This window comes from Mycolicibacter nonchromogenicus, assembly GCF_002101775.1.
Classification (GTDB): domain Bacteria; phylum Actinomycetota; class Actinomycetes; order Mycobacteriales; family Mycobacteriaceae; genus Mycobacterium; species Mycobacterium nonchromogenicum.
Genome location: NZ_LQPI01000042.1, coordinates 1 through 15,020, shown reverse-complemented (window position 1 = coordinate 15,020; position 15,020 = coordinate 1). Strand labels below are relative to the sequence as shown.

Below are 15,020 nucleotides of genomic sequence, written 5' to 3'. Positions count from 1 at the left end.
GGTAGGCTGAACCGCGAAACCGACCACCGAACACGAGGACCAACCGACTGTGGCCAGCAAACCCAAACGCCCCGTCGTCTCCGGCCTGAGGGCCAGCGATCAGAAGCGCAACCTCGCAATGCAGATCGGCCTCGTGGCCATCGTGGTGGTCTTCGCGGTGGGGCTCATCGGCTACATCGTGGTGTCCAACGGTCACAAGAAGGGCGCCGGCGCCGGCGAGGCGATCCGGGTCACCTCCAGCAAGCTGGTCACCAAGGAGGGGACCGACGAGCCCAAGGCCGTGCTGACCTTCTACGAGGACTTCCTCTGCCCGGCCTGCGGCAACCTCGAGCGGGCCTTCGGCCCGACCGTGTCGCGGCTGATCGACAGCGGGGCCATCGCGGCCGACTACCACATGGTCGCGATCCTGGACCGGCCGCAGAACGACAACTACTCCTCGCGCGCCGGTGCCGCCGCCTACTGCGTCGCCGACGAGGACATCGACGCATTCCGCCGGTTCCACACCGCGCTCTACACCGAGCAGCTGCAGCCCTCGGAGATCGGCACCGACTTCCCCGACAACAAGCGCCTGATCGAGCTGGCCCGCCAGGCCGGGGTGGTCGGCGGTGTTCCGGCGTGCATCAACAGTGGCAAGTACCTCAAGATGGTCGGCGGTATGGCTGCGGCCGGAGGCATTCACGCCACTCCCACCCTGCGCATCAACGGTGAGGACTACCGGCCCTCGACTCCGGAGGCCCTGGTCGCCAAGATCCGCGAGATCGTCGGTGACGTGCCGGGCATGGACGTGCCGGCTTCTGAGTCGTGACCGTCACCGGCCCGGCGGTCGAATCGCCCGCCCCCGCGCCGCCGGTCGCGGCGTCGCGGGCCTGGGCGGTGCTGATCGGCGGCGTCATCGGATTGGCCGCCTCGGTCACACTGACCGTCGAGAAGATCAAGCTGCTCACCGACTCGGGGTATGTGCCGTCGTGCAATCTCAACCCGGTGCTGTCCTGCGGTTCGGTGATGGTCACCCCGCAGGCGTCCGTCCTGGGCTTCCCCAACCCGCTGATGGGGATCGTCGCCTTCACCGTGGTGGTTGTCACGGGCGTGTTAACTGTCGCGAAAGTGCCTTTGCCGCAATGGTATTGGGTGGGCTTGACGCTCGGCACCCTGGCCGGTGCCGGCTTCGTGCACTGGCTGATCTTCCAGAGTCTGTACCGGATCGGTGCGCTGTGCCCGTACTGCATGGTGGTGTGGTCCGTCACATTGTGCCTGCTGGTGATATTCGCAGCCCTAACATCGGAGCAGACCGGTATACGCAATAAATTGCACCATTTGCACCGATGGCGTTGGACCATCGTTGCGTTATGGTTTATTGCGTTATTCCTGTTGATATTTATTCGGTTTCAGGATTACTGGGTAACGCTGTTGTAGGGGTGCATGGTGATCTCCAAAGTTCTGGTGGCCAACCGCGGAGAGATCGCTGTCCGTGCTTTTCGGGCCGCCTGCGAACTCGGGATCGGCACCGTGGCCGTCTACCCGTACGAGGACCGCAACTCACTGCACCGTCTCAAGGCAGACGAGTCGTACCAGATCGGCGAAGAGGGTCATCCGGTACGCGCATACCTGTGGGTCGACGAGATCGTCAACACCGCACTGCGATGCGGGGCCGACGCCATCTACCCCGGTTACGGCTTCCTGTCGGAGAATCCCGAACTGGCGGAGGCCTGTGCGGATGCGGGCATCACCTTCGTGGGCCCCAGCGCGGAGCTGTTGTCGCTGACCGGCAACAAGTCCCGGGCGGTGGCGGCCGCGCGGGAGGCCGGACTGCCGGTGCTGGCATCCTCGGCGCCGTCGGCCTCGGTCGAGGAACTGCTGGCCGCGGCCCAAGACATGTCATTCCCGCTGTTCGTCAAGGCGGTCGCCGGTGGCGGTGGGCGCGGGATGCGCCGGGTCACCGACATCGGCGGGCTGGCCGAAGCGGTGGAAGCGGCCAGCCGGGAAGCGGACTCGGCGTTCGGCGACCCGCACGTGTACCTCGAGCAGGCGGTCCTCAACCCGCGCCACATCGAGGTGCAGATCCTGGCCGACAACCACGGCAACGTGATTCACCTCTACGAGCGTGACTGCAGCGTGCAGCGCCGGCATCAGAAAGTCGTGGAGTTGGCGCCGGCACCCAACCTCGATCCGGCTCTGCGCGAGAAGATCTGCGCGGACGCCGTCGCGTTCGCGCGCCACATCGGTTACACGTGCGCGGGCACGGTGGAGTTCCTGGTCGACGAGCGTGGCCACCACGTCTTCATCGAGATGAACCCGCGAATCCAGGTGGAGCACACCGTCACCGAGGAGATCACCGACGTCGACCTGGTGTCGTCGCAGCTGCGGATCGCGGCCGGTGAATCGCTGGCGGACCTTGGCCTCTCGCAGGAGTCGATCACGCTGCACGGGGCTGCACTGCAATGCCGGATCACTACGGAGGACCCGGCCAACGGATTTCGGCCCGACACCGGACGAATCAGCGCCTACCGCAGCCCGGGCGGGGCGGGCATCCGACTGGACGGCGGCACCAACCTGGGTGCTGAGATCAGCGCCCACTTCGACTCGATGCTGGTCAAGCTGACCTGTCGCGGCAAGGATTTCCCCACCGCCGTGAAGAGGGCTCGGCGGGCGATCGCGGAGTTCCGCATCCGTGGGGTGGCCACCAACATCCCGTTCCTGCAGGCGGTGCTCGACGACCCGGACTTCTCCGCCGGGCACATCACCACGTCGTTCATCGACGAGCGCCCGCAACTGCTCACTGCGCGCTCGTCGGCCAACCGCGGGACCAAGATCTTGAACTACCTGGCTGACGTCACGGTCAACAGGCCGCACGGCACCCGACCGTCGACGGTGTATCCGCGTGACAAGCTGCCCGAGGTGGACCTGTCGGTCCCGCCGCCGGCGGGGTCCAAACAACGACTGACCGAGCTGGGTCCCGAGGGGTTCGCCCGCTGGTTGCGGGAATCGCCGGCAGTCGCGGTCACCGACACCACCTTCCGTGACGCCCACCAGTCGTTGCTGGCTACCCGGGTGCGTACCAGTGGGCTTGTCAAGGTGGCGCCGTACGTGGCCCGCACCATGCCGCAGCTGCTGTCGGTCGAATGCTGGGGCGGCGCGACTTACGATGTGGCGCTGCGGTTTCTGAAGGAAGACCCGTGGGAGCGGCTGGCGGCGCTGCGCGAGGCGCTGCCCAACATCTGTCTGCAGATGTTGCTGCGCGGGCGCAACACGGTCGGGTATACGCCCTACCCGGAGCTGGTGACCTCGGCGTTTGTCGAGGAGGCTACCGAGACCGGTGTCGACATCTTGCGGATCTTCGATGCGCTCAACAACGTCGACTCGATGCTTCCCGCCATCGACGCGGTGCGCGAAACCGGCAGTGCGGTAGCCGAAGTCGCGATGTGTTACACCGGTGATCTGAGCAGTCCGGGCGAAACGCTCTACACACTGGACTACTACCTCAAGCTTGCCGAGCAGATCGTGGACGCCGGCGCCCACGTGCTGGCGATCAAGGACATGGCCGGCCTGCTGCGCCCCGCCGCGGCCACCACGCTGGTGAGCGCTTTGCGCAGTCGGTTCGACCTGCCGATCCACGTACACACCCACGACACCGCGGGTGGTCAGCTGGCCAGCTACATCGCGGCCTGGCAAGCCGGGGCAGACGCCGTCGACGGCGCGGCCGCGCCGCTGGCGGGCACCACCAGCCAACCGGCGCTGAGCTCGATCATCGCCGCGGCAGCCCAGACCGACTACGACACCGGGATTTCGCTGGACGCCGTCGGTGACTTGGAGCCGTACTGGGAGGCGCTGCGAAAGGTGTACGCGCCGTTCGAGTCCGGAATGGCGGCGCCGACCGGTCGGGTGTACCGCCATGAGATTCCCGGCGGTCAGCTGTCCAACCTGCACCAGCAGGCCAAGGCGCTGGGGTTGGCGGATCGGTTCGAGGACGTCGAGAACAACTATGCCGCTGCGGATGCCGTGCTCGGTCGGCTGATCAAGGTGACTCCGAGTTCGAAGGTGGTCGGCGATCTGGCGCTGGCACTGGTCGGTGCCGGCGTGACCGCCGACGAGTTCGCCGCCGACCCGTCCCGGGTCGACATCCCGGACTCGGTGATCGGCTTTCTGCGCGGCGAGCTGGGCGAGCCGGCCGGCGGCTGGCCGGAGCCGTTGCGGACCAAGGCACTTGAGGGCCGCGGCCCGGCCGGGAAGGTGCAGGAGCTTTCGGCCGACGACGAGGCGGTACTGGCACGTTCTGGCCCGCAACGCCGGGCCCGGCTGAATCATCTGCTGTTCCCCGGCCCGACAAAGGAATTCGAGACGCATCGGGAACTCTACGGCGACATCTCGCGGTTGTCGGCCAACCAGTTCTTCTATGGCCTGCGCCAAGGCGAGGAGCACCGGGTCAGGCTGGAGCGTGGGGTGGAGCTGCTGATCGGGCTCGAGGCCATCTCCGAGCCGGACGAACGCGGCATGCGGACGGTGATGTGCATCATCAACGGTCAGCTGCGGCCGGTCGAGGTGCGTGACCGCAGCATCGCCAGCGAAGTGCCGGTCGCCGAAAAGGCCGACCGCACCAAGCCGGGCCATGTCGCGGCGCCGTTTGCCGGTGTGGTCACCATCGGGGTTGCCGAGGGAGACAAGGTCGCCGCCGGACAGACGGTGGCCACCATCGAGGCGATGAAGATGGAGGCGGCCATCACCGCGCCGGCCGACGGCACCGTCGCGCGGGTGGCGGTAGCCGCGACCGCACAGGTCGAAGGCGGAGACCTGCTGGTGGTGCTGAGCTGATCGCCGGTGACGACGCAGCGCGACGCAATGCTGGGCGGCGCGGATGACCCGCATCGTCGCGGGGGCGGCCGGGGGACGACGCCTGGCCGTGCCGCCGCGCGGCACCCGGCCGACGACCGATCGGGTGCGTGAGGCGCTGTTCAATGTGCTCGATTCCCGGATGGATCTGACCGGGATGTCGGTGCTGGACCTCTATGCGGGGTCGGGGGCGCTCGGCTTGGAGGCGCTGTCTCGGGGCGCCGCGTCAGCGCTGTTCGTCGAATCGGACCGCCGCGCCGCCGACGTGCTGGCCGCCAACATCGGCGCGCTGGGGCTGGCCGGTGCCGTGCTGCGCCGCGGCACGGTGGCCGCGGTGCTGGCCGGGGGCACCGACCATCCGGTAGATCTGGTGTTCGCCGATCCGCCCTACGAGGTCGATGCCGCCGCGATCGATGCGCTGCCGGGCTTGTTGACCGCCGGCGGCTGGGCAGGCCCGGGCACGGTCGTGCTGATCGAACGGTCCGCCGCCAGTCCCGCGGTGGCGTGGCCCCCGGGCTGGGACGCTTGGCCCTCGCGCCGTTACGGCGACACCCGCCTGGAGTTGGCCGAGCGGGAGTAGCGCCGTAGTGGGTCGCCGCAATCGGGCCGATCTGCTGCTAGCGTCGAGCACCATGAGTGGAGCGGTATGCCCCGGTTCCTTTGATCCGGTGACATTGGGACACGTCGACATCCTGGAACGCGCAGCGGCCCAATTCGACGAGGTGGTGGCCGCCGTCCTGATCAATCCCGCCAAGAAGGGCATGTTCACCCTCGACGAGCGCCTCGAGATGATCGCCGAAGCCACCGCGCATCTGCCCAACGTGCGCGCGGAGTCGGGCCGGGGACTGGTGGTCGACTTCGTCCGCGAGCGGGGGCTGACCGCCATCGTCAAGGGCCTGCGCACCGGCACCGACTTCGAGTACGAGCTGCAGATGGCCCAGATGAACAAGCACATCGCCGGTGTCGACACGTTTTTCGTCGCGACCGCTCCGCGGTACTCGTTTGTGTCGTCGTCGCTGGCGAAAGAGGTCGCGTCGATGGGCGGCGATGTCTCCGACCTGTTGCCCCCGCCGGTTAACCGCAGGCTGGCCGCCAAGCTGGGCTCTTAGTAGCGACGGTATTCGTCTCCGCCGCCGCGGATCGGTGATCGCCCAGCCAAGGTTCTCAGTTGGGCGCAGGTGGTGCTTGGGTTTGGAAGGTTTGGCACCAACACTATTGGGCGTGTTCGCCGGTGGGGCTGGGCCAGGGTGCGACGGTGGGTGGTTGGCTGGTCAGCATGCGGGTGCAGTGGTTTGCCGGGTTGCGTGGAAGTTCAGTGCGCGCGGGGGCGCTGACACAAAAGCTGCGGCCCACCGGTAAGCAAATCGGCTGAGTCGGAATGAATCGCCCTGGATCCGCCGGAGGCTCGGGCTATTGGATTTCGACCAGGGGTTGGTCGCTCCGTTGGGCATCGTAGAACGCGGCTTCGAACTCGGCCGGCGGTAGGTCATCGAGGTAGCCGTGTAGGCGGGTGGTGTTGTGCCAGTGCACCCAGCCCAGGGTGGCCAGCTCGACGTCCTCGACGGTCTTCCACGGCCCGCTGCGGGCGGGTCCGTAGATCAACTCGGCCTTGTAATAGCCGTTCACCGTCTCGGCCAGGGCGTTGTCGAAGCTGTCCCCGATGCTCCCGATGGAGGGCACCGCACCGATCTCGGCGAGCGGTTCACCATAGCGAATCGAGGTGAACTGCGCCCGGCATCGGAGTGACATGTCAAGCCCGACAACAGAGTTCCCCGCGACCAGCGAGCCATCTCGATCGCATCGAGCACCATGGTGGTGCGCATGTGCGAGGCCACCCGCCACCCGACGATCATCCTGCTGAACGCATCGATCAGGAAGCACACGTAGGCCACCCCGGCCCAGGTCGGCACGAACGTCAGATCGGTCACCCACAGCGCGTTCGGCGCGCTCGCGGTGAACTTCCGCTTGACCAGGTCGGGATGCCGATCGGCGGCCGGGTCGGCTCGGGTGGTCTTGACCCGTTTGCCGCGTCGCGCGCCTTCGATGCCGGCCGCCCGCATCAGCCGGGCCACCTGGTCACGGCCCACGTCATATCCGGCCCGACGTGCCGCTTTCCACAGCTTGCGGGCCCCATAGACCTTGTAGTTGTCCTCCCAGAGCGACACCAGCACCGGGGTGAGGACGGCGTCACGTTGGGCCCGCGCCGACGGCGCCCGGGTCTTGGTGTCGTAGTAGGTACTCGGGGCCATCGACACCCCTGCGGTGCGCAGGACAGCGATGATGGGCTCGACCCCGAACTCCGCCCGCTGGGCGTCGATGAAGGCGACTATTTCTTGTGTTGGCGGTCGAGCTCCGCCCCGAAGAAACTGGCTGCTCGTTTCAGGATCTCGTTGGCACGCTTGAGTTCTCGAATCTCCTGCTCGAGCTCGCGGACCCTGCGTGATTCAGCGGTCGAGACTCCCGGGGCCAGGCCCTCGTCGATGTCGGCCTGTCGCACCCAGGACCGCACCGACTCCACGCCGTAGCCCAGCTGGCGGGCCACCCGCGCCACCGTGCCCTGCTCGGCGCCCAACTCGGTGCGCAGGGTCCGGACCATCCGCACCGCGGCGGCCTTCTCCTCCGGGCTGTAGCGGCGTGTGGTCGGCTTCCCCGGCGACTGCTCCTTCGGCATGACTCCATCCTCGTTTCCAAGGTCAGGAGCCTCCGGCATTTCCAGGGCGATTCAGAACGCCAACACACCCGTCGCAGGTGCTGTCTATGCTCTGATGCATGGCCGGGGAGGTCTACCGATACGCAAGGGTGCCACTCAGTCCAGGACTGTTCGCACGCCTAGCTGTCCAACTGTGTCCCGGCGAATTGATTCGACGCAATGATCTAGCGGCCGCCGTGAACCAGTACCACCTGAGCAACGGTGGTGCGGAAGGGGTCCAGCCCCTCGACAGGATCGCTAAGAGAGCCTTAAATCAACTGAACAAGAGCGGCCAAGTCGAGAGTGTCGACGGCGGCTTTGGGATGTGGAGGATTGGCGGCGCTCAAACCATCCAAACCGCGCCCCATTCGCCCCAATCCGCTCCCGCGATTGCTCCAAACACACTGGACCCGGTACCCGCAACAGGAGCGGCCTACGAGTACGCAGGCATCGCCCTCACACCGAGACTGTTCGCGAAGCTGGCAGAGATGCTTTTCGACGGGCAAATGGTCAAACGCAAGACCATCGCGGACACGGTTATGGAGCATCATCTTTCGCGTGGGGGCATTGGCCCAACGATGGACCCGCTCACTGTCTGTAAACAAGGTTTGAAACTCCTGGCCCGAGACGGCCTCGTCGAGTCCGTAGAGGGCGGTTTCGGAATGTGGCGTTTCGCAGCCGATGGGATCGGCCAGCCGGTCCCGCTCGACGCAACTCCGCCGCAAGGAGTTACGCCGGATCCGAGCGCCGACACAAATTACGAAAATGCAGGCATCACCCTCACTCCGAGCCTTGCCGGCAGACTGGCGATGCAGTTGTTCGGCGGCCAGATGGTCAGACGCAACACCATCATCGACGGAGTAATGCAGTACCACCTTTCGCGCGGTGGACTTCCGCCACTTATGGAACCTAAGGATGCAGTCCGAACCGGACTCAGCGACCTCCGTCGCGACGGCTTAATCGAGTCCGTAGAAGGCGGGTACGGATTGTGGCGGTTTCCCGATAGCGGAGAGAGCATACGCATCGCCTTCGATAAACACGCAGCAGCCGAAGTGGAATCATCGCCAGATTCGGCAGCCGACTACATCCACAGCGACGGCGAGGATCCCCCTGAAGATGAATCCACCGCCGAGCTTCACTACGTCTACGTCTACGACCTACCTACTTACGCGCAGCTGGCAGATGCCACCGGCAAGAGCCATTGGCCCCACAAAGTTGGATTCACCCGTCTCACACCCGAGGCACGTATTTCCGCTCAAGTGGGCACCGCGCTCCCCGAACACCCCCGCCTGGTGCTCTCCGTCAAACACCCCAATGCCCTTCGTTTGGAACGCGCAGTTCACGCTGTCCTCGACCTGCGAGGCCGCAAGATCGATGGTCCAGGTGCAGAGTGGTTTATGACGAACCCGACCGAGATCAAGGCACTCGTGGACATGCTGCTGCACTCTGAGGTGTTGGAGTCCTAGGCGAACAGCACCTTGCCGGTCCGCCGACGCAAGCTGCGTCGCCAACGGCGCATCACCGGCGTGGGACACTGCCACCGTTCGCGTCGTCCAGGAACGCCTACACCCAGCTGCCGTCGTCCACTGAACTTGTAACCCGCCACGCGGCCAGCGTCTGCTCCAGCGACCGCGGCGCTCTCGCACCGTCCACCACGACTGGGATGCGCTTGCCAGTACCGCCAATGACGAACTGCGCCGCCACCAATAGGTCGCCCACCGACATCAACTCGACGTGGTTGCCGATGCCCCGATTCCGCACCCCGGCAACGGCCACCGTGCGATCGAGGTCATAAACCACAGCATGGCAGGAGGAGCGGACACGAATTGGAGCCTCGGTTCTCGAACACGGCGGAACACGACAAAGGTGCCGGCGCCGTCAGGCCGACCCGAGCCGTCCCTCGGTGCTCTTGCGGATGGCGGTGAAGTCACCGGTGTAGCCCAGAACGCGTAGTGCCGCTTCGGCAATGGTCCACGGATAATCCGGCGGGCAGGAGCCGTCGTCGGAGCGGTGGTTGATCACCGCCTCCGCCAACCGAAACGGCAGGTCTTCGGCGTCTGCGGGGCCGTCATGGTCGGCGATCACCGCGCGCGACAGCTCTTGGTAGTGGCTGCGCAACTCACCGCGGCGGGCCCGGAATGCGGCGAAGCGCTCGAGCCGAAGTTCCGGCAGCAGATACAGGGTGCCCAGATTCCAGGCACCGCCGCACAATTGAGCGGTATCGGCGACCACGAGCGTGTGTAACCGGAAAGCGCTTGGTCCGCCCTCGGCCAGCAGCTCGGCGGCCAGCTGCAGGGAGGAGTCGACGGTCCCGGCCAGCAGGGCGTCGAGGATGTCGTCCTTGGCGGCAAAGTGGTGATACAGCGAGGCCTGCCGGATCCCGACGCTCTCGGCGATGCGCCGCGTCGAGGTGGCGGCGTAGCCGACGGTGGTGAACAGTTCCGCCGCGGCGTCGAGGATTTCCTCGCGGGCACTGCTGCCCGGCCTGCTGGAGGCCACCAGTCGCGGACGTCCTCGTCGCTTGGTCTGCACACCGTATTGCTTACCACGGGAGGGCCGGCGATCTAAGGGCTATACGTGGCACGCGGCCGGTGAAATCGACGGCGGTCAGGCCAATTTCAGCGAGTCGTCCCGGCACAACACGAAGAAGTACGGAGAAGACGAGCCCCGCAGGTCCATTGCGCCGATCACCGCGTCATCGGACAGGCGCCGGAAGACATCGTTGACCGGGGCCTGGTCATAGACCATCGTGGCGCTGTCGACACCGCGGAACCGTGTGGTGCGCAGCCGAGCCCGGGGCGAACGGGTGCGCACCAGTGGCTGCAGCACGGCGATCGACCCGCCGAATGCGCGGTTCTTCAGAGCCGGCACCTTGGTGGCGAGCCCGAGCACGCTGAACGCCAGCACCGGGTTGAACGCCCACAGTGCAGACCCGTCCCGGGTGGGGAACAACAGCGGATGGACCGTCTCGGCATCCACGAACTGCTTGCCCCACCAACCGCTGGCCGCCAACAGGCCGTCGAGCGGGTGACCGGTCGGCAGCTCGGATCCATGCCAGGTGCCGATCATGAAATCGGGGTCGACCGGGTCGGCGGCGTCGAAGACCTCACACGCCTCGGCGGTGGTCGTCGGCACGTGCGAAAACAAGTCCTGGACGGCCATGGGCAACACCGTACTTGACAGAGGTCACCCGCGGAGTCGCTTAGAGCACCACCGTCTCGTTGCCTACCCGAAGCACTCGGTCCTGGCAGTGCCACTGCACCGCCCGAGACAACACTGCCCGCTCCACATCGGCGCCCAAGCGCACCAGATCGGTGACGCTGTGGGTGTGGTCCACCCGCACCACATCCTGTTCGATGATCGGACCCTCGTCGAGCACCTCGGTGACGTAGTGCGCGGTGGCGCCGATCAGTTTCACGCCGCGTTCGCGCGCTCGCTGATAGGGCGCTGCGCCGATGAACGCCGGCAGGAAGGAGTGGTGGATGTTGATCAACGGGCAGCCCACCGCGTCGATGAAATCGCCGGTGATGATCTGCATGTAGCGGGCCAGCACCACCAGATCCACGTTGCCGCAGAGCAACTGCAGCTGACGCTGCTCGGCCTCGGCGCGAATGTCGCGGGTTGCCGGGATGTGGAAGAACGGCACCCCGAACGGGCGCACCTGCTCGGCCAGATCCGGGTGATTGGAGATCACCATCACCACATTCATCTCCAGCTCGCCGCGGCGGTTGCGCCACAACAGGTCCAGCAGGCAATGGTCGGTCTTGGACGCCATGATCGCCACTCGCTTGGGCTTGGCCGCAGCGGTGAACCGGTAGTCCATCGCGAACCGCTGGGCGACCGTGGCGCCGAAGCGCTCTTGGAGTCCGTCCAGGGCCGCCGTCAGCCCGGGCAGGTGAAAGATCGCCCGCTGCACGAAGGTCCCGTCTTCGGGAGCGGTCGAGTGCTGATCCAGCGAGATGATGTTCGCTCCGGCCTCGGCCAGAAAGGCGCTGACCGCGGCGATGATGCCGTGACTGTCGCGACAGCTCAGCAGCAGTCGGCCGATATCGGTGCTCGCCTGCGTCCCGGACTGTTGTGGATAGCCCTGCCCGGACGTCGCGGTGCCCCCGTGGCCCCCAGCACTGTGTGTCATGGCCGCCCTTCGCCGATCTTCGACTTCAACGGGCCAGGCTACCGGGGGAGTGAACGAGAATCCGACACACCGGGCGACTTAACACAGTCACACGCGTAACACGGGGCACACTAGTAACAACAACTATGCCTGGAGGGTGCTGCCGTGTACCGAGTGTTCGAAGCCCTTGACGAACTGGGCTCCATTGTCGAAGAGGCCCGTGGCGTGCCGATGACGGCAGGCTGCGTGGTCCCTCGTGGTGACGTCCTGGAACTGATCGACGACATCCGTGACGCCATCCCCGGCGAGCTGGACGACGCCCAAGACGTCCTGGACGCCCGCGACTCGGTCCTCAACGAGGCCAAGGAGCACGCGGAGTCGATGGTCAGCTCGGCCACCGCCGAAGCAGACTCGCTGGTCAGCCATGCTCGCGCGGAGGCCGACCGGTTGCTGGCCGACGCCAAGGGCCAGGCTGACCGGATGGTGGCCGAGGCCCGCGGACACAGCGAGCGAATGCTCGCCGAAGCCCGCGAGGAAGCGGCGCGGCTGAGCGCCACCGCCAAGCGTGAGTTCGAGACCGCCACCAGCCGCGCCCAGGCCGAATGCGACCGGCTGGTCGAGAGCGGCAACGCCGCCTACGAGAAGGCCGTGCAGGAGGGCATCAAGGAGCAGCAGCGGCTGGTCTCGCAGAACGAGGTCGTGACCGCGGCCCGCGCCGAATCCACCCGGCTGATCGATTCGGCACACGCCGAGGCCGACCGGATGCGCGGCGAATGCGACATCTACGTCGACGCCAAGCTGGCTGAGTTCGAGGACTTCCTCAACGGCACGCTGCGCTCGATCAACCGTGGTCGGCACCAGCTGCGTACCGCCGCGGGCACCCACGACTACGCGACTCGCTGACCCGGGAACGCCCCGTAGCGCGCTGCGTAGAATCGCGGCATGGCGAGGCACACCGGCGCAGGTATCAACGCAACGCGACGGCAGCTGCCTGCGCCGTTCGTGGTCAACGTCTCCCGGTTGGGGCGGCGCCCCGGCGCGTTGATGCCGCTGCACGAGCAGCGGATCAGCCCGACCCGCATCGGGCTGGATCTGGTGGCGATTCCAGCAGACGGCGCAGTCGAGCTGGATCTGCGAGTGGAGTCGGTCTCCGAGGGCGTTCTGGTCACCGGGGTGGTCTCGGCGTCCACCGCGGGCGAATGCGCGCGTTGCCTGCAACCGCTGACCGGCGAGATCGAAGTCGAGTTGACTGAGTTGTTCGCCTACCCGGACAGCACCACCGACGCCACCACTGACGAGGACGAGATGGGCCGCGTCGTCGACGACGCGGTGGATCTGGAGCAGGCCATCGTCGACGCGGTCGGCCTGGCACTGCCGTTGTCCCCGCTGTGCACTCCCGACTGCCCGGGACTGTGCCCGGACTGCGGGGAGGTGCTGGCCACCGCCGAGCCCGGCCACCACCACGACAAAATCGATCCGCGCTGGGCGAAACTGGCGGGAATGCTGGAACCGCAGGAAGACTCCGCACCGAGCGGAGACGGTGAGCGGTGAGCCGACCCCGGCAAGCCGTGCTGGACGCACTCGGCGTGGACCTCGACGACGACCTGCTCACGCTGGCCGTCACCCATCGCAGTTACGCCTATGAGCACGGTGGCCTGCCCACCAACGAGCGCCTGGAGTTCCTGGGTGATGCCGTACTCGGACTGACCATCACCGACGAGCTGTTTCACCGCCACCCGGACCGGCCCGAAGGAGATCTGGCCAAGCTGCGGGCCAGCGTGGTCAACACGTCCGCCCTGGCCGATGTGGCGCGGGGCCTGACCGAGGATGGTCTGGGGGCCCACCTGTTGCTCGGCCGGGGTGAGGAAAACACCGGCGGCGCAGACAAATCCAGCATCCTGGCCGACGGGATGGAGTCATTGCTGGGGGCGATCTATCTCCAGCACGGAATCGACACCGCGCGCGAGGTGATTCTGCGCCTGTTCGGTCCGCTGCTCGACACTGCGGCCACTCTGGGCGCCGGACTGGATTGGAAGACCAGTCTTCAGGAACTGACGGCCGCCCGAGGACTGGGTGTGCCGTCTTATCGGGTCACCTCCACCGGACCCGACCACGACCGCGAGTTCACCGCGACGGCCGTCGTCTCCGACACCGCATACGGCACCGGCGTCGGCCGGACCAAGAAAGAAGCCGAGCAGAAGGCCGCCGCGGCGGCCTGGCAGGCCTTGGACGCGTCGGCTGCGGTGAAAGACGCATCGCAGGCCTGAGAATGCCGGAACTTCCCGAAGTCGAGGTGGTTCGGCGTGGTCTCAATGAGCACTTGGTCGGGCGCACGATCACCGCGGTGCGGGTACACCATCCACGGGCGGTGCGCCGGCATGAGGCCGGTCCCGCCGATCTGACCGGCCGGCTGCTGGGCGCGCAGATCACGGGCACCGACCGGCGGGGCAAGTACCTGTGGCTGCTGCTGAGCGGAGTCGCCGCCGACGCGGCGCTGGTGGTGCACCTGGGCATGAGTGGTCAGATGCTGCTCGGCGAGTTGCCCGACACCAGGCACCTGCGGATCGCCGCCGTGCTCGACGACGGCATGAAGGTCAGCTTCGTCGACCAGCGGACCTTCGGGGGGTGGCAGCTCACCGATCTGGTCGCCGTGGACGGGAGCATGCTGCCGGTGCCGGTCGCCCATCTCGCCCGCGACCCGCTCGACCCGCGCTTCGATGCCGAATCTGTGGTCGAAGTGCTGCGCCGCAAGCACTCCGAGATCAAACGCCAGCTGCTCGACCAGACTGTGGTGTCGGGAATCGGAAACATCTATGCCGACGAAGCACTGTGGCGGGCGGGAATTCGAGGAACCCGAACGGCCGACCGGCTGTCGCGGCCCCGGCTGCGGGCCTTGCTGGCTGCCGCAGCGGAGGTGATGAACGACGCCCTGGCAGCCGGGGGCACCTCGTTCGACTCGCTGTATGTCAACGTCAACGGTGAATCCGGTTACTTCAGCCGGTCATTGGACGCCTATGGCCGTGAAGATCAGCCGTGCCGGCGTTGCGGAACGCCGATCCGGCGGGTGAAGTTCATGAACCGATCGTCGTACTTCTGCCCGAACTGCCAACGCTGACCGCCGTCCCCCTCTTTCGGCGAGCGGGCATTGCTCCTATGTCAAGCGGCGGTGTGGAGGTCGTTGGTTGGTGGGGTGGTTCGGGCTGCTTCGTCGGTGTGGAGGCGGTGGTAGACGGTGCGGGCGAGGTGGCGTTTGAGGGCGCGTAGGGCTTCTTTGGTGGTCTTGCCGTCGGCGAGGCGGCGCCGGTAGTAGCGTTGCCCGGCACTGTCGGGGATGCGCAGTTGGGTGATGGCGATGCGGTGCAGGGCGGCGTTGAGTTGACGGTTTCCTGACCG

At 66.6% G+C, this 15,020-nt stretch carries 14 protein-coding genes, 2 pseudogenes and 1 other annotated feature; of the genes and pseudogenes, 10 read left to right on the top strand and 6 right to left on the bottom strand.

What is annotated here, in order from left to right; translation table 11 throughout:
• The first annotated feature begins 49 nt into the window (after nt 1-49).
• Genes AWC18_RS10640 through coaD form a run of 5 tightly spaced genes read left to right on the top strand, consistent with a single transcriptional unit; the run spans nt 50 to nt 5,933 of the window.
• Nucleotides 50-805 carry a DsbA family protein gene (locus AWC18_RS10640; protein WP_085138700.1) on the top strand — a complete coding sequence of 252 codons (756 nt, stop codon included), beginning with the start codon at nt 50-52 and terminating at the stop codon, nt 803-805.
• Nucleotides 802-1,413, top strand: coding sequence for a vitamin K epoxide reductase family protein (locus AWC18_RS10635; protein WP_085138699.1), 612 nt, complete (start codon nt 802-804; stop codon nt 1,411-1,413). Before AWC18_RS10640 ends, AWC18_RS10635 begins: the two co-directional genes overlap by 4 nt.
• Before the next feature lie 9 nt (nt 1,414-1,422).
• Entirely contained in the window at nt 1,423-4,806 is a 3,384-nt protein-coding gene (locus AWC18_RS10630) for a pyruvate carboxylase (RefSeq protein ID WP_085138823.1), read from the top strand.
• Between the two features lie 43 nt (nt 4,807-4,849).
• Nucleotides 4,850-5,404 carry a 16S rRNA (guanine(966)-N(2))-methyltransferase RsmD gene (gene rsmD / locus AWC18_RS10625; RefSeq protein WP_085138698.1) on the top strand — a complete coding sequence of 185 codons (555 nt, stop codon included), beginning with the start codon at nt 4,850-4,852 and terminating at the stop codon, nt 5,402-5,404.
• Nucleotides 5,405-5,456: 52 nt separating this feature from the next.
• A complete protein-coding gene (gene coaD, locus AWC18_RS10620) occupies nt 5,457-5,933 on the top strand; it encodes a pantetheine-phosphate adenylyltransferase (protein WP_085138822.1) in 477 nt (158 codons plus the stop codon).
• A gap of 301 nt (nt 5,934-6,234) precedes the next feature.
• Here coaD and AWC18_RS10615 read toward each other — a convergent pair.
• Nucleotides 6,235-7,495 (bottom strand): annotated as a pseudogene (locus AWC18_RS10615) (IS3 family transposase).
• Nucleotides 7,065-7,196 (bottom strand) — a sequence feature (AL1L pseudoknot). (Overlaps the previous pseudogene by 132 nt.)
• A 215-nt stretch (nt 7,496-7,710) precedes the next feature.
• Between AWC18_RS10615 and AWC18_RS10610 the strand changes: the two are divergent.
• Entirely contained in the window at nt 7,711-8,979 is a 1,269-nt protein-coding gene (locus AWC18_RS10610) for a GIY-YIG nuclease family protein (RefSeq protein WP_064997023.1), read from the top strand.
• A gap of 97 nt (nt 8,980-9,076) precedes the next feature.
• On the opposite strand, the gene AWC18_RS10605 is transcribed toward AWC18_RS10610, so the two are convergent.
• From AWC18_RS10605 to purU, 4 genes are all read right to left on the bottom strand, one after another.
• Nucleotides 9,077-9,313 carry a hypothetical protein gene (locus AWC18_RS10605; protein WP_085138697.1) on the bottom strand — a complete coding sequence of 79 codons (237 nt, stop codon included), beginning with the start codon at nt 9,311-9,313 and terminating at the stop codon, nt 9,077-9,079.
• A 78-nt stretch (nt 9,314-9,391) separates the two neighbouring features.
• Nucleotides 9,392-10,045: a TetR/AcrR family transcriptional regulator gene (locus AWC18_RS10600; protein ID WP_085138696.1), complete on the bottom strand. Its 654-nt coding sequence runs from the start codon at nt 10,043-10,045 to the stop codon at nt 9,392-9,394.
• A gap of 75 nt (nt 10,046-10,120) precedes the next feature.
• Nucleotides 10,121-10,675: a DUF4334 domain-containing protein gene (locus tag AWC18_RS10595; protein WP_085138695.1), complete on the bottom strand. Its 555-nt coding sequence runs from the start codon at nt 10,673-10,675 to the stop codon at nt 10,121-10,123.
• 40 nt (nt 10,676-10,715) lie between these two features.
• The gene (gene purU / locus AWC18_RS10590) at nt 10,716-11,648 is read right to left on the bottom strand and encodes a formyltetrahydrofolate deformylase (protein ID WP_234806494.1); all 933 of its coding nucleotides are present in this window, start codon (nt 11,646-11,648) and stop codon (nt 10,716-10,718) included.
• A gap of 144 nt (nt 11,649-11,792) precedes the next feature.
• Here purU and sepIVA point away from each other — a divergent pair, with 144 nt between their 5' ends.
• Genes sepIVA through mutM form a run of 4 tightly spaced genes read left to right on the top strand, consistent with a single transcriptional unit; the run spans nt 11,793 to nt 14,742 of the window.
• Entirely contained in the window at nt 11,793-12,530 is a 738-nt protein-coding gene (sepIVA, locus tag AWC18_RS10585) for a cell division protein SepIVA (protein ID WP_064997027.1), read from the top strand.
• A gap of 39 nt (nt 12,531-12,569) precedes the next feature.
• Nucleotides 12,570-13,178, top strand: coding sequence for a YceD family protein (locus AWC18_RS10580; RefSeq protein WP_082960988.1), 609 nt, complete (start codon nt 12,570-12,572; stop codon nt 13,176-13,178).
• On the top strand, nt 13,175-13,894 hold the full coding sequence (gene rnc, locus AWC18_RS10575; protein WP_064997028.1) for a ribonuclease III: 720 nt from the start codon (nt 13,175-13,177) through the stop codon (nt 13,892-13,894). Before AWC18_RS10580 ends, rnc begins: the two co-directional genes overlap by 4 nt.
• Nucleotides 13,895-13,896: 2 nt before the next feature.
• Nucleotides 13,897-14,742, top strand: a complete 846-nt coding sequence (mutM, locus tag AWC18_RS10570) for a bifunctional DNA-formamidopyrimidine glycosylase/DNA-(apurinic or apyrimidinic site) lyase (protein WP_085138694.1) — start codon at nt 13,897-13,899, stop codon at nt 14,740-14,742.
• Between the two features lie 41 nt (nt 14,743-14,783).
• On the opposite strand, the pseudogene AWC18_RS10565 reads toward mutM, so the two are convergent.
• Nucleotides 14,784-15,020: pseudogene (locus AWC18_RS10565) on the bottom strand (IS110 family transposase); the annotation flags it as partial.